Raw genomic sequence first — 25,889 nt, 5'->3', positions numbered from 1 at the left:
CCCTCTATTTCAGTGGTCGCCCGTAAGAGATATTTCAGACTTCCACCTTCTAATTCTCATCTGCAAATTTTACGTTTACGGAAAATTCCCCCACACTTCCAACTTGAATGCGGACGACATCTCCATCACGGATCGGTCCGACACCTTCAGGAGTTCCGGTTGCGATAATATCCCCAGGGTTTAATGTCGAATAAGTCGATGCGACTTCCAAACATTTGTAGCAATCATAAATTAAATGCTTCGTGCTTCCGTCCTGGCGCAATTCTTCATTGACCCAGAGCTTCAATGAAAGATCATTTGGATTTTCAATCTCATCAGCCGTCACGATCCATGGACCGATCGGTGTGAATGTATCAAAAGATTTTCTCCATGTTCTCTCTTCATTTCCCCGGATGGAAATGTCCAATAAGGCGAAATAGCCGAAAATATAATCTTTTGCATCTTCATATTTAACATTTTTCGCTTTTTTGCCGATGACATATCCGAGTTCTGCTTCATGATCTGTTCTTCTGTCTTTAAATGGAAGCAAAATCGGATCGGACGGACCTGAAACAGATGACGGAGCTTTTAAGAACAGCGCAAGTTCTTCAATCGTTCTCGGAGCGTTGTTAAATTGTTTGTTCATCTCCTCTTGGTGCTTTTTATAGTTAACAGGAGCAGCCCATATTTTGCTTGGTGAAGGGACAGGCGCTCTAAAAACTACTTCTTCAAGATCGTACTGTTTTCCTTCTTGAGCTGCCTTTTCCAGTGTATCTTTCAATGAATCAAAATTTTCCATCAGCCTTACTAATGATTCATGCGGCTTTGTTTGATCCCAGTCAGCGGTAGTTGTTACATCTGAAACTTTTTGGCCTGTTACGATTCCTAATCGATTATCATTAAAAATGGCAATTTTCATAGGCACACTCCTCACTTAAATCGCTTCTGCACAATTTTTAATCTATTTACGGGCCTGGAGTAAATACTTTTTCAATTTTTTGATGCCCTTCCGGATGGGCCTCTTCATATTCTAATCCAAGAATGTCCATAACCGGCTTATCATTGAATGAGAACAAATAGGCGTCCTCCGATCCTTCATTGACATGCTCATGCCAGCTCCACGGCGGCAGAATGAAGAAGTCTCCTCTTTCCCATTCAAATTTTTGTCCGTTAATGACTGTGTATCCTTTTCCTTCAAGAACATGGTAAATGGCGCTGTGCACATGGCGATGCGCTTTCGTATGCTGGTTCGGCAGCAATCTTTGCATCATCGAACCGATTCTTTCATCTGCCGATCCTCCTGTTGTCGGATTGATGTATTCAATCGCATAACCATCATACGGATCTTCGTTTTCCTTTGGCGATTTACTCATTTGCTCTAAAACATATTTGGCGCGCTCCCATTTGTAGCCAATAATAGGAGAAGGATACCCAGGCTTTTCTTTTTTGCCTTTCGGAACGAACGCACCTTTTGCAAATTTTTCAGTTGAATAATTTTCAGGCGGCTGTTCAGGGTAAAATCCATTTTCATAAGGTTCGAAGAAAGAAGCAGCCAAATTTTTCACAAGTCCTACATCCAAACCGTCCAGCCAAATCATCGGTTCAGTTCCTTCATGTTTATGTTCATGCCATGTCCATGCAGGAGTAAGAATCATATCTCCCCGTTCCATGTACACTTTTTCCCCATTCACAGCTGTATAAGCTCCAGAACCTTCAATAATAAAACGGATCGCTCCTTGAGAATGGTGGTGCGAAGGAGCAAATTCCCCCGGCAGCAATAGCTGGATTCCGGCATACAACGTATGTGTCCCATATCCGACTAATCCATGTTTTAATAGATTAGGATTTTGCAAATAAACAACGCGCCGCTCAGCATCTTTTCCAGGTTCTAAAATTTCTCCCGCCTTCATAACATAATCGCGGATCGTTTTCCACTTCCATAAATATGGCTCCACATCATGAACAGGCTCTTTTGTCACCATGTGTCCTAAATCATACCATAGCGGACCTAAATAACTATTTTTCATCCCATCGTAATATTCTTTTAATTCTGTGTCCGTGATGACTTCTTTTTTGCTCATAGGAAACCCTCCCGAAAAATAAAATTGATCCAAAACTAATGATCATGTATGCGTTTCCATCAATCCTAAAAAAAAAATTTTTATTTGTTCCTGATATAGGGAACTTAATTACTTAATTCGATATTAAAAAAGAAAATTAATATTGTCAATAGTCAGAATTTATTTTCTAAAAACCGGGCGGATACCTCACTCAGCAGTGCCTGTGCATTCTTTCCTCATTTCAATTCATCTGCTCAATATTTGTCATCACGCTAAAAAAAGGCTTACAGAAAGTTTCTTTCTATTAAACTTTCATGCAAGCCTCATTTGTTTTGATTATAATCTTCGCTAAAATTCTGATACTCCAGTTTTTTCTTCTCCATTGAATGGTTACACCGAACTTTCCGCCTACAGCGTAGGATCAACTGGCATAGCAGCAGCATCATAGTTTCATAACTGTTGAATATTTCTCAATACTTCGTGCAAAAAATATTTTGGATCATTGTATATAACCTGAATTACCAATTGATCGACCTCGTGAAATATGAACCAATAAAAGGAGGACGCAATGCTTTACTGCCGGACAATGTATTTTTTATTAACTTTTTTAAACTATTCACGTACTTTCCACTTAATGAAGATAAATTGTAACAATTCCACGGTTTTTCTCTATGTTAGGTCAACTTCCGTAATCGGATAACGCATCTTCTGCCGTTTTTTTAAAACTTATTTGTTTTTCCTCTCTTTTCCGCTCACAATCACCCGCTGATTTCGAAAACTTATTTTCCTAGCTCCTGTTTCATTGAAAGATTTCCAATGGCATGGAAATCGATTCCTTCATTCTGGGAAATATTAAATCCCAAAATATCGAATATTTTGTTTTGAAATAGAATATGTTCCATTTTGAATACTAGAATCAAAATGAACACATGTTAATGAAATTTATTATTTAAATAGTGAATATTTTAATAGAAAGCGGTGAAAAACAATGGATAGCCTTCGTTTCACCGCTTTCTTCATACCATTTGCACGATTCTTTTATTTTTTTAAAAAAAGGTGTACAATTAGTTTGTTGTTTAAAAAGTCTGAAAAAATGATTTTTTTCAAAGAAGGGACAAATATGGAAGAAGCAAAATTATGGACGAAAAATTTTTTTAGTATTTCAATTTGTAATTTTTTTCTTTTTATGAACTATTATTATTTGCTGGTCACCTTGCCGATCTTTGTCATTCAAGATTTAAAAAGCAGCGAAGCTGAGGCTGGCTTAATAGCAATGGTTTATTTATTTGCTGCGATCGTGACTCGCCCGTTCGTCGACCAATTTATGGAGAAGCTTGGAAAACAAAAAATGTTGATTATTTCCTTGGTCATTTTCCTGATCGCCTCTATTTCTTATTTATTTGTCAGTTCAATTGTCTTATTATTGATCATTCGTTTTCTTCATGGAATCGGTTTCGGGATCGCGACAACCGCAACAGGGGCGATTGTGGCAGATATCGTGCCGGAATCGAAAAAAGGAGAAGGAATGGGATATTTTATTTTATCTTCCAATGTCGCCATGGTGATTGGACCGTTTTTAGGGCTTACCTCGTTAGATCATTGGGGTTCTTTTGTCATGCTCGTCATTGCCCTTATTTGTTCCGTTGGGGCGCTTTTGACCGGGGGAATAGTTAACCTGCATGAAATGAAGCCAAAACTAAATAAAAAAGAACTTTTCAAAGTGAATTTCAGCTTTGAAAAACTTGTAGAGGTATCAGCATTCCGCATTGCGTTGATTGCTGCCTTTTTAGCTTTTGCTTATTCGACTGTATTATCGTTCGTCTCCGTTTTTGCGGAAAAAATGAATCTTGGCGCCGGTTCGAATTTATTCTTCGTCGTGTATGCAATCGTTTTGCTCATTTCCCGGCCGTTTACCGGAAGGTGGTTTGACCGATACGGCGCAAATGTCATTGTTATCCCATGTATCGTTTCATTTGCCTTCGGATTATTTATATTGAGCATGGCAAATACATCCTTCATCTATTTGTTAAGTGCAGTATTTATCGGTCTTGGATGGGGAACCTTGTTTCCAAGCTTCCAAACAATGGCTATACAAATTGTCCCTCCACAGAGAAGAGCGGCTTCTCTCAGCACCTTTTTATCGATCTTCGACATCGGCATCGGCCTCGGATCGTTTTTAACTGGAGCAGTTGTTGTGTTTACTGGATTTACATCTTTATATTTTTACACTTCGCTTTATGTGTTGGTAGGTTTAGTTTTATATTGCCTCTTTGTACAGCATCGTTTTGCCAGAAAGCCGAAAAGTTTGGAGCACGATCGAAAATCTTCTCTTCAACAATAGCCCCCTTTAAGCAATGGGGGCTTTATCATTGCTTTAATCCTATTTACTCTGAGATTTTATCTAGTTGAATTAATCATCATCAGTGCTTTTTGGGGGTTATTGTTAGAAATATTGCAGCTAACCAGACTCACTATTTTGCAGCAAAATTTTCTGATGACGCCTCCTGTTCGATATATTGTTTAACTAATTTATAGCAATCATCAATATGTTTATTTCCTAAATATTTCATCGTTGCAAAGCTAATCCCGGCCGAAACCCCTATTCCAATGAGAGGAATAAGTTTGCTCGTCTGTTTTGCCGCCATCCGGGTTGCAGCTTTTTTCACCAAGCTCAGCACCAATTTTTTGCCAATTGTTCTTCCGATGAGTTCATTTCCTAATGAAGTTGCCAGTACGATAATGAGCTCTTTTGTTTTCGCGTCCAATTGATCAACTTGCTCTTTTGATAAACCAAACTTTTGATTAATTTCATTTAGCAGATCTTTCACAAGTGCAGCATCCACCGTCACATCAATACCCGGAATTGGAACAGCTGCAGCAATAGCAGAAACAGATGAACGTCTATTCACTAATTTACGGCATTCTTCCCGAATTTGATCCAATTGATCGATCGTTTTTGGCAGCATTAAAAAACCTCCGTTCCTAAATCATTTCTTCTGTCATCGCTTCAATGACTGCGTCGCTATGTAAAAAGAAGGCGACAAATTTAATCACCAGCCAATTCAAAGGGAAACGGCAATAAGAACGTTGCAGCCGCAAATATTTTTGAAATCTTTACTTTCTCCCTTTAAAGCTCCTGCTAAAGCTTGCGATTAGAAATAGTTTTTGCTTTTTCTCCATTAAATACCCCAATCGTGAAAAAAATCTTTTCTCCGCCTCCTTATAGGAAGAGTATACCATGTTTATAGGCGTTCAGAAATAAAGTCATCGACAAAAAAACCGGAGAAACGAATGAAAGGATGAAGTTAAAAAACTAATAAGCGCTCACAAAAAATTTTTTGTGAACTCAAGATCGTTGAAAATTCCGATTGATCAACACGCTGAACAATGGAAAAGCAGCAAGTATTGTTTATTCAATTTTACAATGGGAGCAAAAGGTGTGATTGCTTTATATTTTTTCATCGATTCATGCATTTCTATTAGAGGAAAAGCGTAAATTTAACTTTAGTTATTAGCAAATGTGGATCTTAGTAGATTCTGTGATTAACCTTTTATAAATAACAAATAAACGGAAAGCTGACTTTATTAAAGATACAAGAAAAAAAACTCTTTTTTGCAAAATCGAGTAGGAGGGAGCGATTAACTCCCGTCCTCTCACACCACCGTACGTACGGTTCCGTATACGGCGGTTCAATTAAGATAATTGACGCAAGTCTTTATAACTTCCGTGAATAGCTGTTCTCTTTATGCCAGTGGTCACTCCACCCTCCAAGAGATCTCCCACGGGATTCACCGCTTCCTCCCTCAAGTGAGGTACTACGTTTTCTGTGTTCATCATGACTCACTGAATGCCAAGGGCTATTCTCTCTTAATTGTTCGGTCCTTCTTAGTTGTTCTAGACCAACTAATACTATGACCTCTGCTGACTTCTGACTGTTCAGCTATCTATCACTAGATAGGTTACCAAGGTTACTTGGCGTGCCAGCCAGACCTCCCCGGGTAAGAGTGTAATCTTTCCTTCCATCCATCTGCTTCATTTACTCTGTATCACCTTCGGCAGAAAGGGCTTTGTTTTGTCTTGCAAACTCACCCAGTGATACCTAGCCTCATATGAAGTTCGTGTTCCTCAGACCGGAAGTTTGCCGCTCGCTTCCTTCAGATTCCGCGTCACCACGGACACCCTTGCGTTAAGCTAACTGCTACTTCTGCCTTCGCAGCTCGGGACTTTCACCCTATAGATTACACCCATGCCGGGCGCACAAGAAAAAAGCAGGAGTTCATCCTGCTTTAGCTATTGAATCATCTTCAACATTGTAGGGAAAACTTCACAATCTTAACATTACAATTTTAGAGATATGTTAAAAATACTATGAAAATTGATGAAACGTAATTTCAGGGCGGCTGCCAATTCGGATGTTCACTCCTGTTTGTCCTAGGCCTTCGCTAATATAAAACGGCCGCTCGTTATGGTAATGGAGTCCTTTAATAATGTTCATTCTTGGAAGCTTGCCTTTGTAAAAAAGATGGTACGGCTTTGGCAAATTGATTTGTCCGCCGTGGAAATGACCGGACAGCAAGTAATCAAACGGAATGTTTTCCATTTCAAGAATAACGCTTGGATCATGGGTCAGCACTAATCGCATTCCTTCTTCTACTCCGTGAAAAGCTTTTTGAACATAACTGCGGTTTGTCGTGTAATCATCAATGCCAATAATATTCAAGCATTCTTCTTCAAGCTGAATGGTCACGTGCTCATTTTGTAATGTCTTTATCCCGTAATGCTGCAGCATTTTTTTCAAAGTTTCAAAGTCTTCTTCCTTTAAAACATAATCGTGATTGCCGAACACAGCATACGTGCCGTACGTTGGATTTGTTTTTCTCAATACTTCCAAGTATGCGGAAAGTTTTGGGATGCTTCTCTTCCGGTCGAGAAAATCACCTGTCAGTGCAATAAGATCAATTGGTTCTGCTGAAATCAGCTCATCTAATTCCTTTGGGCTGATCGATAAGTTTTCTAGGTGTAAATCAGATAGATGGAGTATTTTTATATTCTTTGCAGAAGCTTTCCTATCGGGGCAGCGAACTGTGATTTTCTTAACAGCTACATCCTTTGTATTTTTACTTCCTTTTATTAAAAAAAATCAGTAGCGTTGCATAAAAAAATTTAATGTTTGTCAAGCTCAATAAAAATTCCAGTTATTTCATGTAACTGAATATTCAGACATACAATCTTTCTAAGCAAGCTTAAAAGGACAATGACGTCTTAATCGGCAGTCCACTTCCACAATTTGGCAATATATTACAGAAACATTGGATCATAAACTAAATCGTCTAGGTGTTCCACCTCCCCTTCTTCAAATTGGTACACGATGGTTTCAAAATCTTTTTCCCAATCGTATTTTTTCCGACCGTTGGACGTTCGAATTGGCTTTTTAAAAAGGGAGCGAACAAAACAGTCAAAACCTTTAAAAAGCAGATTCTGTAAAGTTCGCTTGATCTCTAATAAAGGACCATCGTGATTCACTTTTAATTGGAGCATGGCCTGTAAGCAATAGGTGATTAGGGCGATCCAAATTTGATTGTAAACGGCATTTTGACTTTTTCCATAAAATCTTTTTATCTTAAGGTGCTGTTTCATCCATTTAAAGAAGGTCTCTATCTTCCAGCGATATCGGTATAAATCTGCAATCTCTTCCGCAGAAAGATCAAAGCAATTGGTTATGATGATCACGGGATTCCCTTCGCTGTCGACCGTTTCGATCAATCGGAGAGGATGAGTCATTTTGGTATGATTACGGTCATTTCCTAAAATGACAATCTGATCCCTATAAATCAAACGTTCTGGATTGGGAATCCGTTCCGATAAAACTTCAATCTCTGCGTTCTTTTTAAGCCGGGTAATGAATCGCACCCCTTCTCGGCATAAGCGGTCGAACTGTTTGTAATCGACATACCCTCGATCAAACAAGTAAATCGCATTTGGATCGATTTCAATGAGTTCGTCCATCTGTGTGCGATCGGCATGTTTCGCGGGTAAGATAATCCCTTGATCCGGAACAGTGATATCCTTCGTTACAACAACCTTTAAATGGAGTCGAACACCAGCCTTTGTCTTACGAAAAGTTGCCCATGGATATTGGCTCAAACTCATGCTCATCGTGGTAGAATCAATGACCAGAAGACGACCAATGTTTCGGATGATCGGGGCATTTTTCATTTGCCCTTGGATCTTTAAGACCAGATATTTAAATACTTTTTCAAACAGTTGAGGGGATAATTGGCCTAATTTGCGAGAAAGTTGCGAAGTACTAATTGCATCAAATTCCAGATATGTCTGCAACTCTTCCTTGTCTTTCAAATGTTTGGCCAATTTTGTTAAGCTTTCCAATTCATTTATCTGAGCGATGATACAAAGTTGTAAAAACTTATACGCTGTTAATTTTTTAATGTATTTGTCAACGTCAATCACATTAATTAGTTTTGAAAAAGTTATTGGATCGATCTCTTTAAATAGTTCATTTATTGTGGATTCTGTGGTATTCTTATCCATAATGGTTTCTCCTTATTCTTAGGATTTGGATAGGACTGCCAATCCTAATTATAAGGAGTTTTTTTATATCCAAAAAGATGAAATTTAACATAAAATTGGGCTTGACAAATTAAAATTAACTTAATGCAATGCTACTGAAAAAAAATATGAAAAGTCCAAGAAAAAATAATATAACAAAAAATAGCATAACCAAACTCCTCTCTCCCCAAAGTATAACGAACTTTCTCAAACGATCCTAGTGGGAGTTAAAGGAATTTGAAAAAAAACTCTTAGCTGCAAAAGAGCTCAAACTATTAACAAACCTGCCTTCCGCCTCTGCCGGAAAGACAGGTTTGCCTTTCTTAATTATTTTGCGCATGTCCATACGTTAAAAGCTAAAACAAGCATTCATTTTCATATCTGCGAAATCCATCCGCTGCTGCCTTGCTGCTCTTTTGCATCAGTCAATCGGTTCTTTGTGCTTCTTTATCTATAAATCGTGCACCTTTCAGCCAGCTAAGTTTTTCCGGTTGTGGCGCTGAACTCTGCAAATTGTTCAAGCTTTGACAAATCGCTAGATGTGCCCTGGATTTTTAAGAAACCATAATTTTACAAATGTCATTTGTAAACTCAACAGGATCTTGGACTGGCAGGCCTTCAATTAGCAAAGCCTGATTATATAAAATGTTTGTGAACAGCTTCAGCTTCTCTTGATCGTTTTCATACGCTGCTTTTAGCGTTTGAAAGACTTCGTGATCTGTATTAATTTCAAGCACTTTCTCCGCTTTAATGTTTTGGCTGTTCGGCATAGCATTTAACACTTTTTCCATTTCAATAGTGATTTCGCCGTCTGTTGATAAACAAACAGGATGTGTTTTTAACCGTTTTGATGCTCGCACATCCTTTACTTTATCACCCAAAATGCTTTTCATTTGTTCGAACAGCTCTTTATGTTCTTTTTCAGTTTCTTTTTTGTTTTCTTCTTCGCTAATTCCTAAGTCGCCGCTGGAGACTGATTTAAATTCTTTCTCTTTATATGTCATTAACATTTTGATCGCAAATTCATCGATATCCTCTGTCAAATACAAAATTTCATAGCCTTTATCTGCAACCAGCTCAGTTTGCGGCAGCTTTTCAATTCGTTCATACGAATCGCCCGTTGCATAATAAATATATTTTTGCTCCTCAGGCATTCTTGATACATATTCTTGTAAGGTGACAAGTTTTTTCTCCTTTGAAGAGTAGAACATAAGCAAGTCTTGCAATGTTTCTTTATTTGCGCCGAAATCGCTGTAAACGCCATACTTTAATTGTCTGCCAAATGCTTCATAAAACTTTTCATATTTTTCTCTTTCATTTTTTAATAGGTTTTCTAGTTCGCGTTTAATTTTGTTTTGAATGTTTTTCGCAATGATTTTCAATTGCTTGTCATGCTGGAGCATCTCTCTTGAAATATTTAACGATAGGTCCTCAGAATCAACCATTCCTTTAACGAAGCTGAAGTAGTCAGGCAGTAAATCCGGGCACTTGTTCATAATTAACACGCCGTTGGAATACAGTTCAAGCCCTTTTTCATATTCTGCTGTATAGTAATTAAATGGCGTTTTTTCCGGAATATATAAAATCGCCTGATAGCGAACCGTACCATCTACGCTAATATGAATATGTTTTAACGGTTTATCAAAGCCATAATGCTTTTCGGCATAAAAGTTTTCATAATCTTCATCTGTCAGTTCACTTTTATTTTTCCGCCAAATCGGAACCATGCTGTTGATTGTTTGTTCTTCAACAACCTCTTCAAATTCGTTCTCGTTCTCATTTTTCGGTTTTTGTACTTTGACATCCATTTTGATCGGATAGCGGATGAAGTCGGAATATTTTTTAATGATTTGTTTTAACCGATATTCGTCAAGAAATTCGTCATAGTTGTCATCTTCAGTATTCTCTTTGATTTTTAGTATGATCTCCGTTCCGACCTCTTTCTTCTCATATGGTTCGATTGTAAAACCATCAGCGCCTTTTGATTCCCATTTATATGCTTGATCGCTGCCCAGCGCTTTACTGATGACAGTGACAACATCCGCTACCATAAAGGCGGCATAAAAGCCAACGCCGAACTGTCCAATAATGTCATAGCCGTCTTTTAATTCGTTTTCTTTTTTAAAGGCGAGCGACCCGCTCTTTGCAATCGTACCAAGATTTTCTTCCAATTCCTCTTTTGTCATGCCTATGCCTGTATCAACGATTGTGAGCGTCCGCTTTTCTTTATTTGGAATAACTTTTATGTAGTATTGATCCTTTTGAAAGGTTAACGAATCATCAGTCAGTGCTTTGTAATAAATTTTATCAATCGCATCGCTTGCATTTGAAATTAACTCTCTCAAAAAAACTTCCTTTTTTGTATAAATGGAGTTGATCATCATTTCTAATAACCTTTTCGACTCGGCTTGAAACTCTTTTTTTTCCATGACCGCCTCTCCTTTCTAAAAAGCGTATGTGCAAAATTAAGATAAAAATTAGCACTCTAATCAATCGAGTGCTAATCATCATTTTTTTAATAACAAATATTTAATTTTATGTCAACTCCGAATGATTGACCGCTTTGCACTTTTCTTGAGTTTTTCTTTACGAACGATAGGCAACAGTCGTTTTCGAATGAGAAGGGCTTTGTCTTTCCACATAATGGTTGCAAATTTCTTTACCAATCAGGATGTTTTTCAGCACAAAAGCATTCCCTCGCAACTTTCAAGCTTCACTTTTATTGCCAATCCTTTAAGATTTCCCCATTCCTCTTAAAAAATGAAGAAGCATAGTAATCGATCGGTTGATGTCAGGATCTTTTAAAGCCGATAGCAATTGGAAAAAAGAAGTTGTTTCTTCTTTATTGACGCTTGCCGCAGCTTCTTGTATTCCAGCATTCATTCTTGTCGTCATTACCTGCAGCTTTTCGAGATCGATTGTTCCCAGCAGCATCAACAGATTGACGATATTTTTTAAAACATCAATGTTCGGTTTTCTGCTGACTTCCTTAACCACGTTTTCTAGTACTTGATCTTTCCGCGCTAAAAGGGCATTGGCGATTTCCAGAACACCTGCATCGTGAAGCTTCCGTAAACATGCTATGCCTTCTAAAACTGCCTCTTTATTGTCTGCTAACGCTTGCTCGATTTCTAATAAATTTTGCTTTCTTTTTTCTTCTTGTGACACTTCGATTTTTTTGATGGTTGTAATTGGTTTAGCCATGTATTTTCACCTTGCTTCCGGGAAACGTGTAGTCGCTGCGCTCCCATTTCTTCTCTACTTTGACCCCAATTTGCGGATTTCTTTTTCCGTTTCGATGGTTGTTTGGACGAATTGGGGAGTCTCCTTTTTCCTTCAATACGACCATTTTTACGGCAATTTCTTTATATGCCGGTGTGTTCGTATCGCGGTCAGCATGATTGCCTGTTAAACGATTAATAGCCAATTCGCCCGTATCATTCAATGGGATAAAGATTTCATGCTTTTGCACGCGATCCGTTATGTGAACAGGGCCTTTTACAGAGCCGTATTTGGAAATAAGCTTGACAATGGCTCCTTCTTGAATACGGCGTTCTTCAGCCAATTCTTTCGAAATTTCTATAAAAGCGTTCGGGGTTTTCCGGCTGATTCCTTGTGATTTATACGTCATGTTCCCTTCATGGAAATGTTCTAGCAAGCGCCCGTTGTTCACGTGAAGATCATACTCTTCATCTACATCATATAAATAATCGACTTGAAGCGGATAAAGCTGTGCCTTTCCATCGGCAAACGGGAATTGATCTTCATAAAGAAGCGGCGAGTCGGTTCCATCTTTCTCAACAGGCCATTGCAAGCTTGAAAATCCTTCTAAACGGTCATAGGAAACACCGGCAAAAAGCGGTGCGAGCGACGCCGCTTCTTCCATAATTTCTCCAGGGTGCTGATAATCCCAATTGAAGCCCAGCGCTTTCGCCAGCATACAATAAATTTGCCAATCAGGCTTCGAATCTCCAAGAGGCGGCAATGCTTCATACAATCGCTGAATCCGGCGTTCTGTATTGGTAAAAGTTCCTTCTTTTTCTAAGCTTGGACTGGCCGGCAGCACAACATCTGCATATTGGGCCGTTTTTGTTAAAAATAAGTCCTGCACAACGAAAAATTCCAGCTTTTCAAAAGCGGCGCCGACTTGATTGATATTGGCATCGACAATCCCCATATCTTCGCCAGTCACATATAATGCCTTCAGAGCGCCTTCATGAATCGCTTTAACCATTTGATGATTGTCTTTTCCCGGATTTTTAGGCAATGTCACGCCCCAAGCTTTTTCATAACGGCTGCGGACTTTTTCATCCGCTACCTTTTCATATCCCGGGAAAAAGTTCGGCATGCTTCCAAAGTCGCTGCACCCTTGAACATTGTTATGGCCGCGCAGCGGATAGGCTCCAGTGCCCGGTTTGCCGTAATTGCCTGTCACTAATAACAAATTGGAAATGGCAGTACTCGTATCACTTCCGCGCTGCTGTTGAGTGACTCCCATCGCCCAGCAAATGACCATTGTTTTAGATTGATGAATCGTTTCAGCAACCTTGATCAGCGTGTCCTTGGAAATTCCCGTCACTTCTTCCGCATATTCCAACGTAAACGGCTCTAAGCTACTTTTATATTGTTCAAAGCCGTTCACTCGTTCTTTGATAAACTCTTCATCATGCCAATTTTGGTCAATGATGTATTTCGTTACAGCTGACAGCCAAACAAGATCCGTTCCCGGCTTTGGCCTGATAAACATATCGGCCCGCTCCGCCATTTCATGCTTTCTTAAGTCAAACACGAGCAGCTTTTGTCCATAAAGTTTTTGCGCTCGTTTGATTTTTGATGCCAAAACCGGATGCGATTCCCCTGTATTGGCGCCAATAATGATGACAAGATCAGAGGAAGCTATGTCAGAAAAAGATCCTGAATCACCGCCATAGCCGACAGTACGAAATAGTCCAACCGTTGCTGGAGATTGACAATATCTTGAGCAATTATCAACATTATTCGTTCCTATCACTTGACGGGCAAATTTTTGCAGTAAATACGATTCTTCATTCGTTGCTTTGGAAGAAGCTATAAATCCTAAAGCATCAGGGCCATGTGCATCTTTTATTTCTTTAAACCGTTTTGCAACATATCGAATCGCCTCATCCCATTCAACTTCTTTAAAATGGTCGCCTTCCCGGATCAACGGTTTTGTCAGCCGTTCTTCACTATTGACATAATCCCAGCCGAACTTCCCTTTTACACAAGTGGAAATTCCGTTTGCCGGCGATTCCGGTGTTGGTTCAACTTTTAAAACTTTTCTGTCTTTTGTCCATATATAAAATGAACAGCCAACTCCGCAGTATGTGCAAACTGTTTTCGTTTTCTTGATCCTTTCCTTGCGCAGCTCAGCTTCTGTATCTGAGATGGCCATTAGCGAACCGTATCCTGTTTCCACTTCCTTCGTCAAATTAATCATCGATCGTAATGTACCAGGTTCTACATTTGTTAAAAAGCCGGCTTCCCCTAACATTGATTTTTCCATTAAGGCATTGCACGGACATACAGTTACACATTGGCCGCAATTTACGCAGCTGGACTGATCAATCGGCACATCGTTGTCCCAGATCACACGAGGCTGCTCTCTGCTCCAATCAATCGTCAATGTTTCATTTACTTGAACATCTTGGCACACCTCTACACAGCGTCCGCATAATATGCATTGATTTGGATCATATCGATAAAATGATCCTGAATAATCCACTTCATACGGTTTTGGTTGGAACGGAATGCTTTGATGTTCAATGCCTAAAGCTTTAACCGTATTATGAATTGTACAATCTCCATTGTTTTTATCGCAAACTGTGCAATATAATTCATGATTTTTTAAAATTTGATCCATCGCTAATTTTTGAGATTCTTTTACTTTAGAAGTCTCTGTTTCAACAACGAGTCCTTCTTGGACTTTGTAGCTGCAGGCTCGTACAAGCTCCCCGTTCACTTCCACCATACAAGTATCACATGTTTGAATTGCGCCCAAGCTTTCATGATAACAAACGTGCGGTACATCCATTTCATGTTCGAGCAAAGCCTGCAGAAGATATTGATTTTCCCTTGCGGTTATTTCTCCCCCGTTGACCGTAATCGTTACATTTCCCACGATACGTTCCCCCTGTTATTTTGTTATTCTGTTGCTATGTGTATAAATGTTCATTTTATTTTCCCGTATAAACCCAACAGTTGTAATGTTTAAATCTTCTGCCAATTGAAGTGCCAAATTTGTTGGAGCCGATTTTGATAGAAGTATACCGCATCCAATTTTCGAAACCTTCAGCACTACCTCTGAGGAAATCCGCCCGCTGAAAGCGATTATTTTATCATTTAAAGAAATGCTTTCGTTTAGACAGAAGCCATATAATTTATCTAAAGCATTATGTCGTCCAATGTCAGAAAATGTCTTAATCAATCCCTCTTTTGAACATAATGCCGCATGATGAATGCCTCCAGTACGCTTAAAAGCCGATGAAGCTTCATTTAACATTTCCATTAACTGAAAGCATTGTGCGGCAGAAATCGTCATGCTGCTCAAAATTGTTTTCGCTGTTTTCACATCATTATAAAAATAAAACTGTCGGCTTTTTCCGCAGCAGGAGCCGATAAAGCGTTTGGAAACAAACTCTTTCTTATCCCCTATCGGCTGATGCAAATGAACATAGGCAAACCCCTTATCCTCATCAATTTGAAGCGCTTTCACATCTGCTTTTATGCGGATTATCCCTTCTGAAGCTAAAAAGCCCAATACAAGCTCCTCTACATGGGACGGCGAGCATACTAATGTGGCGAATTCCTCATTGTCCACAAAAATTGTTAACGGATACTCTATCGCAATTTCATCTATCACCACTTTCTTGTTTTGATGATCAATTTTGATTATTTCTCTTTTACAAATAATTTCTTTTTCCATAATGGGAACCTTCCTTTTTAATCACACCTTTAAAATAAAATATTCGACAGAAGCAGAAAAAATCCTTTTCTTCTTTTTTTCTCTATTTGTCCATACAAGGAAACTGTTTCACTGGAAAAACCTAAGCTAGGTCAGCCTGGGAAAAATGAGGGGAGAAATATATATCTTTCAAGCGACATCGACTGATTTTGGCAGACTGCTTGTTCGAAAAAATCATCCATTGATCATTGTCTTTTATCGTGCCAAACAGCTGGGGAAAAGCAACTGAAAAACTGTAACCCCTCTGCTTTTTCATCTATCCATCTAATAAGCTATTCGGTCATTCCTTAACCAACATCTACCGTTTAAAATTATTAGCAAATTTTTCACATTCTCTGCTGCCATTTTTCAATGCACGGAATATTTAACTGCTTGCACTTGTGTACGATCGGAGCGCATACCGCCAGAACCGGCGCGATATCCATAAGAACAGCCCGGCAAGTACAACGGATAGGATTGTTGTCATCCCGTTCCATTTTCCAAGCAAAGACAACGCCGGCGTGCTTGTAATAAAGGCAGCTGGCAAAATGTATGTGAGCACGATGCGAAGCCAGCCTCTATACATTCCGATTGGGAACCGTGTTGTTTCAAAAAATGAATTAAAAACAAACGATAGATCATCGATACGAATAACCCAAAAGGAGGTGGTCATCAGCATCATCCACAGCGCGTAAATCAGGACAAGCGAAGATCCGATACTAATGAAAAACATCACTGCATCCATTATTGTCGGCATATAATGTTTTTGTATTAACGCATAGATTATCAAGCCGATGCCAAGAAGCACATCAATTAGGCGCCAAAACACTAAATGGCGGAAGCTGACATAAAACATGCTGTCGACCGGCTTTGTCAATACATAATCAAACGTCCCCATGCGAATATGCTGCAGCAGACGGGACATGTTGGGCCGCAGGGCAAAATCAATCAATCCTTGCAGCGTATTGAATATACCAAGAAGCAGCAGAACATCCGCATATTTCCAACCGCCGAGGTTATCTGTTTGATAAAAAAATATTTGAATTGTCAAAATAGCCATCCCAATGCCAAACAAACTCGACAGGAAATTCCCTAAAAATTCGCTGCGATATTCGAGCTCCTCCACTAAACAAGTCCGAAAAAATTCACAAAAAATGCGCCAATGTCTTTTCACATTATCCCCCCACAGCTTGGTTTTTCCTTAGACCAGCCTTCCAAAGCAACAATACTGCAAGCATAAAAAACATGCACCAAACTGCAGCCCATCCAAATCCGTACACAATATCCATCCCTTGGACGCTTCCGGTCAAAATTTCGATTGGAAACCCGACCATATATCGAAAAGGCAAATAAAAGCTGATCGTTTTCAAAAGCGGCGGCAGGAGCGACATCGGTGCAATGCGGCCCGACAAAAAGAGAGACACCGCTTCAAACATGCCGTACAAAGCCGTCACTTTTGTCACCCAAAAACCTAACAGACCAAATGTGTAGCTGAATAAAAAACGAATGACCGCTGCCAATAAAAGCGCACAAAAGAATAACAGCCACTGCGCCGCACTTATTTGATCCAGCCGCAGCGCCGGAATAAAGACCGCCAATAGGCCCCATGCCGGAATTAAAATGACTAAAAATAACGCTTTATACACGATATTTTCAGCAATGGCCCAATGTATCGGGTGAAACGGACGGACAATTTGATAAGAAAAGGTTCCCTCCCTTATTTCCCGCTCCAATTCCCAAACGTCCCAAGCGCTTGTCATGCGTTCAACAAAAATCAATGCCGCAAAGTAAAAAATAAACTCATTCTCCTGATCAGGATCAATATTCATCCAGACCATCATCGTGATCAGCGGCTGAACCATGGCTCCTGTCATCCACACGATCGTCGCCAGCCGGTAGGCAAACATCTCCACATATTTCATGCGAAGGAGAACAGAGTATTTACGAAACATGTGCATCCTCCTGAAACGCGAGCGTTATCACTTCTTCCATCGGCGGGTCTTCTATATTTAAATCGCGAACATCAAACTGCTGCAAAAATCGGGAGGATACCTCGTGAATGCGTTCCCTCGGCACACGAAGCGTTACTTTACCCTCTTTTGCATCGACTAATTCGCCGTATGCATCCCATGAAATATCGGGAATGGACGAAAGCTGAACCTCTAGCAATTTATACGGCGTCAATTTTTCCGTCAACATGTCCAATTCACCATCATATAACAGCTTCCCATGATTTATAATGAGCACCCGATCGCACAGCGCTGTCACATCGCCCATGTAATGCGACGTCAACAATACTGTCGTTCGGTGCTCGCGGTTATATTGTCCTATAAAGCGGCGGACTTTTTCCTGCGTATGGACATCCAAGCCGATCGTCGGTTCATCCAAAAATAAAACCTTCGGCCGATGCAAAAGCGCGGCTGCTAATTCGCATTTCATCCGCTGTCCGAGAGACAAACTCCGCGTTGGTTTCGTCAAGAGCTCTTCTAACTCCAGCAGCTCGACAAGCTCATCCAACGTTTGCCGAAACGCACGGTCTTCTATTTCATAAATCGCTTTATTGACGAGAAACGTTTCCATTGGCGGAATATCCCATATGAGCTGGCTTTTCTGTCCCATGACTAAACTCATGATCTTCTTAAATTCCGCTTTTTGTTCAAACGGTACATATCCGGCAACTTGAATGTTCCCGGAGCTTGGATAAAGCAAACCGGCCAGCATTTTAATTGTCGTTGTTTTCCCCGCTCCGTTCGGCCCTAAAAATGCGACAATTTCTCCCGAAGGAATGGTAAATGAAATGTCTCGCACCGCTTCCACAGTACGAATTTCCCTTTTAAACAAACTGCGTACAGCCCCCGTCCACCCTGCTTGCCGAACGTGAACTCGAAATTGCTTGTACAAATGCTCTACATGAATTGACATAGTGCCTCCCTCTGTTTCTTCGAACACCATGGGATTACGCCATTGAAACAATCATTGTTAAATCGTCTCAATTAATTCTAATCGAAAATCACCAACCTGATTTTTTTTATACAAATTCGTCACAGAAGTGGAATAATTTTGTATCGTCCCCCTAAAGTTCAGGTCTCTTTCAGGAACTGACACATCAAACGTTTGCTGATACAGCAGCGTCGTAATATCATGATATTCATCGCTTCTCACCTTAAAAGCAAAACGAATTTTATGTAATGGCTCACCGTTTGGTTGATGAACCACTTCCTCTTCATACTCCTCAACTTGTATCTCTACACCATTCAATATTACTTTCTTCACCATACGATCCATCCCTCCTTGGCAGCTGTTTACAAAAAATCATAGCACGAATGCTTCCTGCCCACAAACTAGCATGCTTATGAATATACAACAAAAAATTCGAAGCTGTCATTTTTTTGACTCTATTTAGCCTGGATGAACTGGAGCTAAAAAACCGTGCGATTTAGAACGGACTATGTAACATTTTTGATTTTATATAGTCAAGATGAACTGCAGCCGTATTTTTGTTTGCCAAAAAAATATACATTTAGAGGCGGCAGCAACAATCCGTTCGATTACGGATTCAAACGTTCTGCCAATTTCGCAGCCAAACATAAACAGAATCTTATTGGCTGCTTTCAGGCTTTTTAAGCTAGGGAAAACATGGATTTTTTTCACAGGACTTAACCCTATATTTTCTTAACCAGGCAGATAATCCGATATGATTTGAAAATCATGTATATTCTTTAAATATTTGTACAAACATATGTTGAGCAATGCTGATTTTTTCAGATTTTCCAGATGGTACAGGCTGCCTAAAATGCTATAATATGGCATAAACTAAGCGAAAAGAGCCAATGTTCACATATTTTTCATTCTCTATATATACATTTGTCAAAGAGAATTGACAAAAAGCACATTTTTATAAAGTAAAATGAAATCATATTGTATTGGTTCATCCTGATCATATACTCATGACCGGTTTCAAAGATTTATCCCATTCAAAAGGAGGAAATAAAATTGTTATTTGAAGACCCCGTATTCAGCAGTCGAATGCTGACTATCCTTACACTTTCTTTTCACGCTATTTACGCAACCATTGGGGTAGGCGTTCCGTTGATGATCATGATTGCCCAGTGGGTTGGGATCAAAAAAAATGACGAACATTATCTTTTAATGGCTAGACGTTGGGCGCGGGGGTATGTCATCACCGTAGCTGTCGGCGTTGTAACAGGAACTGCGATTGGACTCCAGCTGTCATTGCTCTGGCCGAATTTTATGGAACTTGCCGGAAATGTGATCGCATTGCCACTTTTTATGGAAGTATTTGCTTTTTTCTTTGAAGCAATCTTTCTCGGAATTTATATGTACACTTGGGAACGATTTAAAAATCAGCGGAAGCACCTGCTCTTTCTGATTCCTGTCTCCCTTGGCGCCGCCTTTTCTGCCTTTTTTATTACCATCGTCAACTCTTTTATGAATGCGCCGCAAGGGTTTGACATTGTAAATGGTGAACTCATCAATGTCAATCCGCTGGGTGCGATTTTTAACCCGGCCATGCCGACAAAAGTCGCACACGTAGTCGCAACCGCCTTTATGACAGCCGCCTTTACGCTGGCATCTATTGCAGCATTCCAATTATTAAAAGGCTCCAACCATGTTTATCATAAAAAAGCCTTGTTTTTAACTATGAAAATAGGACTGATTTTCTCCATTGCAACAGCTGTTATCGGAGATTTTTCCGGCAAATATTTAGCTGAGTACCAGCCAGAGAAATTGGCGGCAGCGGAATGGCATTTTGAAACAGAAGGAAATGCTCCTCTAGTCATGTTTGGTATTTTAGATGACGAACAAAACATTAAATATGCACTTAAATTCCCATATTTGCTCAGTATTTTGGCGCATGGAGATCCAAATGCAGAAGTTATCGGACTAGACCAATTTTCAAATTTTGAATCTCCTCCGCTTTATATTCATTATTTTTTTGATATTATGGTAGCCATTGGCGTTTTCATGATTTTATTAGCACTTATCTATTGGATTGGAGTGAAGCGCGGATGGGCTTTCATCAACCAAAAATGGTTCCGCATGCTCATTGTGCTCGGAGGGCCTCTATCTTTTATCGCGATTGAGGCTGGCTGGTGGTTGACTGAATTTGGCCGTCAGCCTTGGATCCTTCGCGGAATTATGACAACGGGTGAAGCAGCAACTTCAAGCGGCCATGTAGGTCTTATGCTCATTCTTTTTGCCATTTTGTATTTGATTTTAGGAATCGGCACGATTGTGATTCTTCGCCGGTTGTTTAAAAATAATCCGGTGGAAAGAGAGCTTGAAAATCGATTAGGCGGTGAGCAGTCATGAGCTTGGAGATTATTGGGATATCCGTCCTTTGGATCTTTTTGTTCGGCTATGTGATCGTTGGATCCATTGATTACGGCGCTGGATTCTTTAATGCTTACAGCATTTTGAGTGGCAAGCAGCATATATTGTCCAAAATTATTCAACGCTACCTGTCTCCCGTTTGGGAGGTAACCAATGTATTTTTCGTTTTCTTCTTTGTTGGGATTGTCGGTTTTTTCCCAAAAACCGCATTTTATTATGGGACAACTCTCCTTGTTCCGGGAAGCATTGCGATTATTTTGCTTGCCATTCGCGGGTCTTATTACGCATTTGAAACGTATTCATCAAAAGGACATAAAGGGTATGCCTTTATGTATGGATTGTCTGGATTATTGATCCCTGCATCATTATCTGTCGTCTTAGCCATTTCTGAAGGCGGATTTGTCTCGATGGTGGATGAGCATCCAGTTTTAAACTACGTAGCATTATTTAAAAGCCCATTATCTTGGAGCATCGTCGTTTTAAGTATTACGGCCGTCCTTTATATTTCAGCTGTTTTTCTTACATGGTACGCGAATCAAACTGGTGATACAGACGCAACGAATTTAATGAGAAAATATGCTCTTTTCTGGGCATTTCCTTTAATCATAACAGCTTGCGGCATCATTTATGAACTGAGCTATCACAACCAAGAGCATTTTGAACGCATCCTTAATTTATGGTGGATGTTCGCTTTATCGTTTCTTTTATATGTCGGGACTGTCTGGCTCATTTGGAAAAGAAAAAATTATGGATTGGCATTCGGATTGTTAGTAGGTCAATTTCTGTTAGCTTTCTTTGGATATGGAATCTCCCATTATCCGTACTTGCTTTATCCATATTTGTCCATTTATGACAGTTTTACAAACGAAGCTATGGCCATTTCCCTGATCATCGTTTTTATTTTAGGATTAGCCCTTTTGCTCCCTTCCCTTTATTTACTAATAAAACTGTTTCTGTTCGATAAAGATTATGTGAAAGGGCAAAACGCAAAATAAGGAGTGTGGAACGATGAAGACTTTTTTAATTACGTTTGCCCCCTTTCTCGTGCTATTCGCTGCTGCAGCTTTATCATTTTGGACAGCAGTGAAAGATGAGCCCATATCCAAAAGAGGATAAAAATTGAAGCAAGCTTAGAAATCAATCGAAAAAAAGCCGACAGTTTGCTCCATGTCGGCTTTCTTTAATTTGCTGTAAAGACACTTTGTTCAATTTGCTTCATTTGATAAAAGTATCCTTTTTTGTTCATCAATTCTTTGTAGGTTCCCGCTTCTACAACAGCTCCTTCGTCCATAACGATAATTTGATCCATGTTTTCCAGTCCGGCCAGACGATGACTGACAAGGATGACGGTATCATTTTTAGCAGCTTCAAACAGATGATGATAAATAGACTGTTCCGTTAAAGCATCCAAAAATGATGTCGGTTCATCAAGTATCCATAGCGGAGCTTTTTTCAACAATACCCTGGCGATCGCCAGTCTTTGCTTTTCCCCGCCTGATAAATTTCCTCCTCTTTCTAACAACGGATCGGCCAAAGAAAGATAGTCAAGCTTCACCTTTTTCAGCACATCTTCCAAATCTTCGTCAAGCACTGTATCTCTAGCAATCATTAGGTTATCGCGAACGGTACCGTAGAAAAAGTGGTTGTCCTGCAAAATAACGTTCGCATTTTTCCAAAGGCTATCGTCATCTAATTGATCGATCGGGATGCCGTTGATCCGAATCACCCCTTGATAGTTTTTATAAATTTTTAATAAAAGGGCCAGCAAGGTCGATTTGCCCGAACCACTAGGTCCGACAATGGCTGTTTTCGATCCTGCCGGAAATGTAATTGAAACATTTTTTAAAATTTCACCAAATAAATGAAAGGTGACATTCTCCATGACAATTGATGGAGCTTGTTGACCGGGAAGCTCCTTCATTTCTTTCTCATCAGACGTTTTTACAGAAGAGTCTTGATGCGTGGCGTCTGATAGTCTTGCAGCAGCTTGGCGGCTGTCCTCTAAATAACTTGGAAAAGCAGCCATCGGTGCCGCATGTTCAAAAACAGTTAATGAAATCATTACAAGCATGGCAAGAAAAATACCATCTAATTGACCGTCTGCAACGAAATAGACGCCAAGCAAAAGAATAATCCAAGAGACAATTAAAGATACAAACGTATTGACAGATTGACTGAAGAGGTTATGGATTGCTTCACGTTCCTGTTCTTTCAAATAAGCATCGGAGCGTTGGGTAAGCTTCTCTTGTTTATGCTCAAGCTGTTGATAAATTTTTAAATCGCGAAACCCATAAAAAAACTCCGTAACTTCTGTCGATAAATTCCCGCGGCTTTGCCGAACATGATGCTCTACTTTTTTTAGTCTGAAAGCAAAGTAAGCCGGAATTAGGACAGTGGTGAAAATCAAACCGATACATAACAACAAGGCAATATAAAAGGAAAAGAACGAAGTGAAAAAAATGGTCCATAAAAATATGAGAGTGGATACGATCGGCGGATAAAAAACACGCAAAAAGAAGTTTTGCAGCGTTTCCACATCGCCGACAATTCTGGAGAGGAGATCTCCGCTCCGATATTTAAGAAAAATCGCGGGCACCAATGGCTCTAGCTTTTCAAAAAAAGAAACTCGCAACCGGCTTAATATATTGAATGTGGCGCGATGAGAAAAATAACGCTCCCCGTAACGGCTACCTGCACTGATAAACCCTAACAGTTTTATACACGCTATGAAAACAGTCAGCGTGTAAATTGGCGGTGTAAGAGCTGCTTTAGAAATCAAATAGCCGCTTGAAGCAAACAAACTCACTGTCGCGATTCCTGTTATAAATCCGAAGAGAATGGACAAAAAAAGATCTTTCTTTTCTGTTAATGTCAGCTTTGTAATAAAAAGCAAATCTTTCATTTTGCCATGCCTCCCTGTTGGAGCGTTGTCATTTTCTTGTACGCTTCAACTGATTCCAGCAATTCTTTATGTGTTCCGGATGCGATGAGTTCTCCATTTTCCAAAAAAAGAATTTTATCCGCATTTATAATAGTATAAAGCCGATGAGCGACGGTAATGACGGTGGAAGATTGAGCTAATTCTTTGATGGAATCCTGCAAAATTTGTTCTGTTTGAAGATCCAGTCCAGTCGTCGGCTCATCAAACAATATAATGGATGGTTTTTTCAAAAACGCTCGTGCCAGTGCAATTCGTTGTTTTTCCCCTCCGGAAATTCCCCTTCCTCCTTCTCCAATAGGTGTATCAAAACCATTTTCAAGTGATTGGACAAGCTTTAAAATTCCTGCCTTTTCGGCTGCTTGTTCGATTTCCTCTCTCGTTGCATCGAGTTTTCCTCCCAAAGCGATATTTTCCGCAATCGTTCCAGAAAAAAGATACGGATTTTGCGAAATATAGCTGATTTCATTGAACCAGCTCTTTTCGTTCAAATCAGACCGCCGAATTCCATTCACATAAATTTCCCCTTCAGTAAGCGGAACAAGACCTGCAATCACATGTAATAAAGTCGATTTCCCAGCGCCGCTCTTTCCGACAATTGCCACTTGCTCAAACGGGCGGATTTCAGCATTTATATTTTTTAAGGCAAACCTATCTCCCTCGTAACGAAATCCCGCTCCTTCTATACGAATGGCTGGCGGACCTTCATCTTTTGGCAAAAATGCCTTCCCCCATTTTACTGGCTTTCCGATTGCATTTAGCTCCTCTTCAATCTTTCTTGCCGCCCCCATACTTCCCCTGCCTGCATGAAAGGCGCTTCCTAAATCTTTCAGTGCATTATAAAACTCAGGAGCTAGAATCAGCATGAAAAACGCGGTAAAAAAAGAAATGTTTTGAAAAATAATTAAGCGAATCGCCACATCAAGGGCAATCAATCCCATACTAAGCATGGAAATGAACTCCAGCATAAAAGAAGAGGTAAAAGCAATTTTCAATACTTCCATCGTCGCATCCCGAAAGCCATGGCTGCTTTTTCTGATCGCTTCTTTCTGCTGTTTCGCACGGTTGAACAGCTTAAGGGTTGTCAGCCCTTGCAAAGTGTCAAGAAAATGTCCCGATAAAGCGGTCATTTTCTCCATTTGCTCCTCCGATTTCTTTTTCGTTTTGTAGCCAATGATGATCATGAATATCGGTATAAATGGCGCTGTGATCACCATGATTAATCCAGTAAATGGATGGCTAGCAAACACAACGAAAAGAATGAGAAGAGGTATGATCGACGTTTGAACTGCCTTTGGAATATAAATGCTAAAGTAGCTGTCGATTTCATCTACCGCATCCAGCAATACACTTGCTTTTTGTCCTGTTTTCCCTTGCAGCGATACTTGCAGCGGGTTGCTTGAAAATTTATTTAATAAAGATTGGCGAAGATCTTTTTTCACTTTGGACGCTATTTTAATTCCTGTTAAACCGCTGAAATAATGGGATGCAGTTCTGGCCAAAAGAACAATGAACAAACTTATAAGCAACTGGAAAACATCAGCAAAAGACTGTTTCTGTAAGAAAATGCGATCGACAATCGCCGCAAAAAAATAAGCTTGTCCAATAATGGCAGCACCAGAGATGAAAGCAAGCACGATTAGCAACATCAATTTTGTTTTCTGCTTAAAAGCCAATTTTTTTAGCTGAACCATCCTTTCATGCCTCCCAAAAAAACACGTCCATAGATACGTTTGATGAAACTTGAAGAAACTCTTTTAACATGGCAGTCCAAACGTTTTACAGTTCGCAAATACTTTTAAACAAGTGTACATGATAAAATATATTCAAGTAAAACAACGGCCTCACCATTTTTTAAAAGTCTTCTATTCTTAGTTTACAGCATTGTAATAGTGAATAACATGCTTAGATGAAAGAAAAATTTTCATTCGTTTATATAGAAAGATATCAAATCGTGAAACTAATTTGATTTTCTATCGTATATAACATTGAAACTGAGTTCACAAAAATACAAATACTTTCATATAG

20 protein-coding genes are annotated in these 25,889 nt (G+C 39.6%); 5 read left to right on the top strand and 15 right to left on the bottom strand.

What is annotated here, in order from left to right:
* Positions 1-49: 49 nt before the first annotated feature.
* Positions 50-898 (bottom strand): fumarylacetoacetate hydrolase family protein, encoded by an 849-nt coding sequence (locus NSQ71_RS06440; RefSeq protein WP_066251651.1) that lies wholly within the window; start codon positions 896-898, stop codon positions 50-52.
* 46 nt (positions 899-944) lie between these two features.
* The gene (locus NSQ71_RS06435) at positions 945-2,060 is read right to left on the bottom strand and encodes a cupin domain-containing protein (protein WP_066251654.1); all 1,116 of its coding nucleotides are present in this window, start codon (positions 2,058-2,060) and stop codon (positions 945-947) included.
* A gap of 1,099 nt (positions 2,061-3,159) precedes the next feature.
* On the opposite strand from NSQ71_RS06435, the gene NSQ71_RS06430 reads away from it, so the two are divergent.
* Positions 3,160-4,380, top strand: coding sequence for an MFS transporter (locus tag NSQ71_RS06430; RefSeq protein WP_340733410.1), 1,221 nt, complete (start codon positions 3,160-3,162; stop codon positions 4,378-4,380).
* A 130-nt stretch (positions 4,381-4,510) separates the two neighbouring features.
* Here the strand turns inward: NSQ71_RS06430 and NSQ71_RS06425 are convergent, their stop codons facing one another.
* The 11 genes from NSQ71_RS06425 to NSQ71_RS06375 all read right to left on the bottom strand — a co-directional run bounded on the left by NSQ71_RS06425 (position 4,511) and on the right by NSQ71_RS06375 (position 18,844).
* Positions 4,511-5,005, bottom strand: coding sequence for a hypothetical protein (locus NSQ71_RS06425; RefSeq protein ID WP_339194877.1), 495 nt, complete (start codon positions 5,003-5,005; stop codon positions 4,511-4,513).
* Positions 5,006-6,406: 1,401 nt separating this feature from the next.
* The gene (locus NSQ71_RS06420) at positions 6,407-7,171 is read right to left on the bottom strand and encodes a metallophosphoesterase (protein ID WP_340734411.1); all 765 of its coding nucleotides are present in this window, start codon (positions 7,169-7,171) and stop codon (positions 6,407-6,409) included.
* A gap of 167 nt (positions 7,172-7,338) precedes the next feature.
* Positions 7,339-8,589, bottom strand: coding sequence for an IS4 family transposase (locus NSQ71_RS06415; protein ID WP_340733408.1), 1,251 nt, complete (start codon positions 8,587-8,589; stop codon positions 7,339-7,341).
* Between the two features lie 572 nt (positions 8,590-9,161).
* Positions 9,162-11,036: a molecular chaperone HtpG gene (gene htpG / locus NSQ71_RS06410; RefSeq protein WP_339194874.1), complete on the bottom strand. Its 1,875-nt coding sequence runs from the start codon at positions 11,034-11,036 to the stop codon at positions 9,162-9,164.
* Between the two features lie 304 nt (positions 11,037-11,340).
* Complete coding sequence (locus NSQ71_RS06405) at positions 11,341-11,811, bottom strand: DUF1641 domain-containing protein (RefSeq protein WP_063386390.1); 471 nt, start codon at positions 11,809-11,811, stop codon at positions 11,341-11,343.
* On the bottom strand, positions 11,804-14,749 hold the full coding sequence (gene fdhF / locus NSQ71_RS06400) for a formate dehydrogenase subunit alpha (RefSeq protein ID WP_094245451.1): 2,946 nt from the start codon (positions 14,747-14,749) through the stop codon (positions 11,804-11,806). Before fdhF ends, NSQ71_RS06405 begins: the two co-directional genes overlap by 8 nt.
* 12 nt (positions 14,750-14,761) lie before the next feature.
* A complete protein-coding gene (gene fdhD, locus NSQ71_RS06395) occupies positions 14,762-15,550 on the bottom strand; it encodes a formate dehydrogenase accessory sulfurtransferase FdhD (RefSeq protein ID WP_311067091.1) in 789 nt (262 codons plus the stop codon).
* 403 nt (positions 15,551-15,953) lie between these two features.
* Positions 15,954-16,742 (bottom strand): ABC transporter permease, encoded by a 789-nt coding sequence (locus tag NSQ71_RS06390; protein WP_327863096.1) that lies wholly within the window; start codon positions 16,740-16,742, stop codon positions 15,954-15,956.
* A gap of 1 nt (position 16,743) precedes the next feature.
* A complete protein-coding gene (locus NSQ71_RS06385) occupies positions 16,744-17,520 on the bottom strand; it encodes an ABC transporter permease (protein WP_340733404.1) in 777 nt (258 codons plus the stop codon).
* A complete protein-coding gene (locus tag NSQ71_RS06380) occupies positions 17,510-18,490 on the bottom strand; it encodes an ABC transporter ATP-binding protein (protein WP_340733402.1) in 981 nt (326 codons plus the stop codon). The genes NSQ71_RS06385 and NSQ71_RS06380 overlap by 11 nt, the downstream gene beginning before the upstream one ends.
* A gap of 57 nt (positions 18,491-18,547) precedes the next feature.
* Entirely contained in the window at positions 18,548-18,844 is a 297-nt protein-coding gene (locus NSQ71_RS06375) for a DUF3219 family protein (protein ID WP_094245447.1), read from the bottom strand.
* A gap of 153 nt (positions 18,845-18,997) precedes the next feature.
* On the opposite strand from NSQ71_RS06375, the gene NSQ71_RS06370 reads away from it, so the two are divergent.
* From NSQ71_RS06370 to cydS, 4 genes are all read left to right on the top strand, one after another.
* Positions 18,998-19,192 carry a hypothetical protein gene (locus tag NSQ71_RS06370; protein ID WP_339211236.1) on the top strand — a complete coding sequence of 65 codons (195 nt, stop codon included), beginning with the start codon at positions 18,998-19,000 and terminating at the stop codon, positions 19,190-19,192.
* Positions 19,193-19,594: 402 nt separating this feature from the next.
* The gene (locus NSQ71_RS06365) at positions 19,595-20,902 is read left to right on the top strand and encodes a cytochrome ubiquinol oxidase subunit I (protein ID WP_375338803.1); all 1,308 of its coding nucleotides are present in this window, start codon (positions 19,595-19,597) and stop codon (positions 20,900-20,902) included.
* On the top strand, positions 20,899-21,918 hold the full coding sequence (locus tag NSQ71_RS06360; RefSeq protein ID WP_063386398.1) for a cytochrome d ubiquinol oxidase subunit II: 1,020 nt from the start codon (positions 20,899-20,901) through the stop codon (positions 21,916-21,918). The genes NSQ71_RS06365 and NSQ71_RS06360 overlap by 4 nt, the downstream gene beginning before the upstream one ends.
* Positions 21,919-21,931: 13 nt before the next feature.
* Positions 21,932-22,039 carry a cytochrome bd oxidase small subunit CydS gene (gene cydS, locus NSQ71_RS18510; RefSeq protein WP_445684685.1) on the top strand — a complete coding sequence of 36 codons (108 nt, stop codon included), beginning with the start codon at positions 21,932-21,934 and terminating at the stop codon, positions 22,037-22,039.
* Positions 22,040-22,103: 64 nt separating this feature from the next.
* Here the strand turns inward: cydS and cydC are convergent, their stop codons facing one another.
* Entirely contained in the window at positions 22,104-23,825 is a 1,722-nt protein-coding gene (gene cydC, locus NSQ71_RS06355; protein WP_340733400.1) for a thiol reductant ABC exporter subunit CydC, read from the bottom strand.
* On the bottom strand, positions 23,822-25,555 hold the full coding sequence (cydD, locus tag NSQ71_RS06350; protein ID WP_340733398.1) for a thiol reductant ABC exporter subunit CydD: 1,734 nt from the start codon (positions 25,553-25,555) through the stop codon (positions 23,822-23,824). The genes cydC and cydD overlap by 4 nt, the downstream gene beginning before the upstream one ends.
* Between the last annotated feature and the right edge of the window lie 334 nt (positions 25,556-25,889).

Source organism: Aeribacillus sp. FSL M8-0235 (assembly GCF_038000355.1).
In the GTDB taxonomy this organism is placed as follows: Bacteria; Bacillota; Bacilli; order Bacillales; family Aeribacillaceae; genus Aeribacillus; species Aeribacillus composti.
The sequence above is the reverse complement of the archived record's forward strand: the minus strand, read 5'-3'. Positions and strand labels throughout refer to the sequence as shown.

Bases quoted from the DNA above. Each gene is read 5' to 3' on its own strand.
- NSQ71_RS06440 (WP_066251651.1), bottom strand. From the start codon at position 898: ATGAAAATTGCCATTTTTAATGATAATCGATTAGGAATCGTAACAGGC.
- NSQ71_RS06435 (WP_066251654.1), bottom strand. From the start codon at position 2,060: ATGAGCAAAAAAGAAGTCATCACGGACACAGAATTAAAAGAATATTAC.
- NSQ71_RS06430 (WP_340733410.1), top strand. From the start codon at position 3,160: ATGGAAGAAGCAAAATTATGGACGAAAAATTTTTTTAGTATTTCAATT.
- NSQ71_RS06425 (WP_339194877.1), bottom strand. From the start codon at position 5,005: ATGCTGCCAAAAACGATCGATCAATTGGATCAAATTCGGGAAGAATGC.
- NSQ71_RS06415 (WP_340733408.1), bottom strand. From the start codon at position 8,589: ATGGATAAGAATACCACAGAATCCACAATAAATGAACTATTTAAAGAG.
- htpG (WP_339194874.1), bottom strand. From the start codon at position 11,036: ATGGAAAAAAAAGAGTTTCAAGCCGAGTCGAAAAGGTTATTAGAAATG.
- NSQ71_RS06405 (WP_063386390.1), bottom strand. From the start codon at position 11,811: ATGGCTAAACCAATTACAACCATCAAAAAAATCGAAGTGTCACAAGAA.
- fdhD (WP_311067091.1), bottom strand. From the start codon at position 15,550: ATGGAAAAAGAAATTATTTGTAAAAGAGAAATAATCAAAATTGATCAT.
- NSQ71_RS06385 (WP_340733404.1), bottom strand. From the start codon at position 17,520: ATGTTTCGTAAATACTCTGTTCTCCTTCGCATGAAATATGTGGAGATG.
- NSQ71_RS06380 (WP_340733402.1), bottom strand. From the start codon at position 18,490: ATGTCAATTCATGTAGAGCATTTGTACAAGCAATTTCGAGTTCACGTT.
- NSQ71_RS06375 (WP_094245447.1), bottom strand. From the start codon at position 18,844: ATGGTGAAGAAAGTAATATTGAATGGTGTAGAGATACAAGTTGAGGAG.
- NSQ71_RS06365 (WP_375338803.1), top strand. From the start codon at position 19,595: ATGCTGACTATCCTTACACTTTCTTTTCACGCTATTTACGCAACCATT.
- NSQ71_RS06360 (WP_063386398.1), top strand. From the start codon at position 20,899: ATGAGCTTGGAGATTATTGGGATATCCGTCCTTTGGATCTTTTTGTTC.
- cydS (WP_445684685.1), top strand. From the start codon at position 21,932: ATGAAGACTTTTTTAATTACGTTTGCCCCCTTTCTCGTGCTATTCGCT.
- cydC (WP_340733400.1), bottom strand. From the start codon at position 23,825: ATGAAAGATTTGCTTTTTATTACAAAGCTGACATTAACAGAAAAGAAA.
- cydD (WP_340733398.1), bottom strand. From the start codon at position 25,555: ATGGTTCAGCTAAAAAAATTGGCTTTTAAGCAGAAAACAAAATTGATG.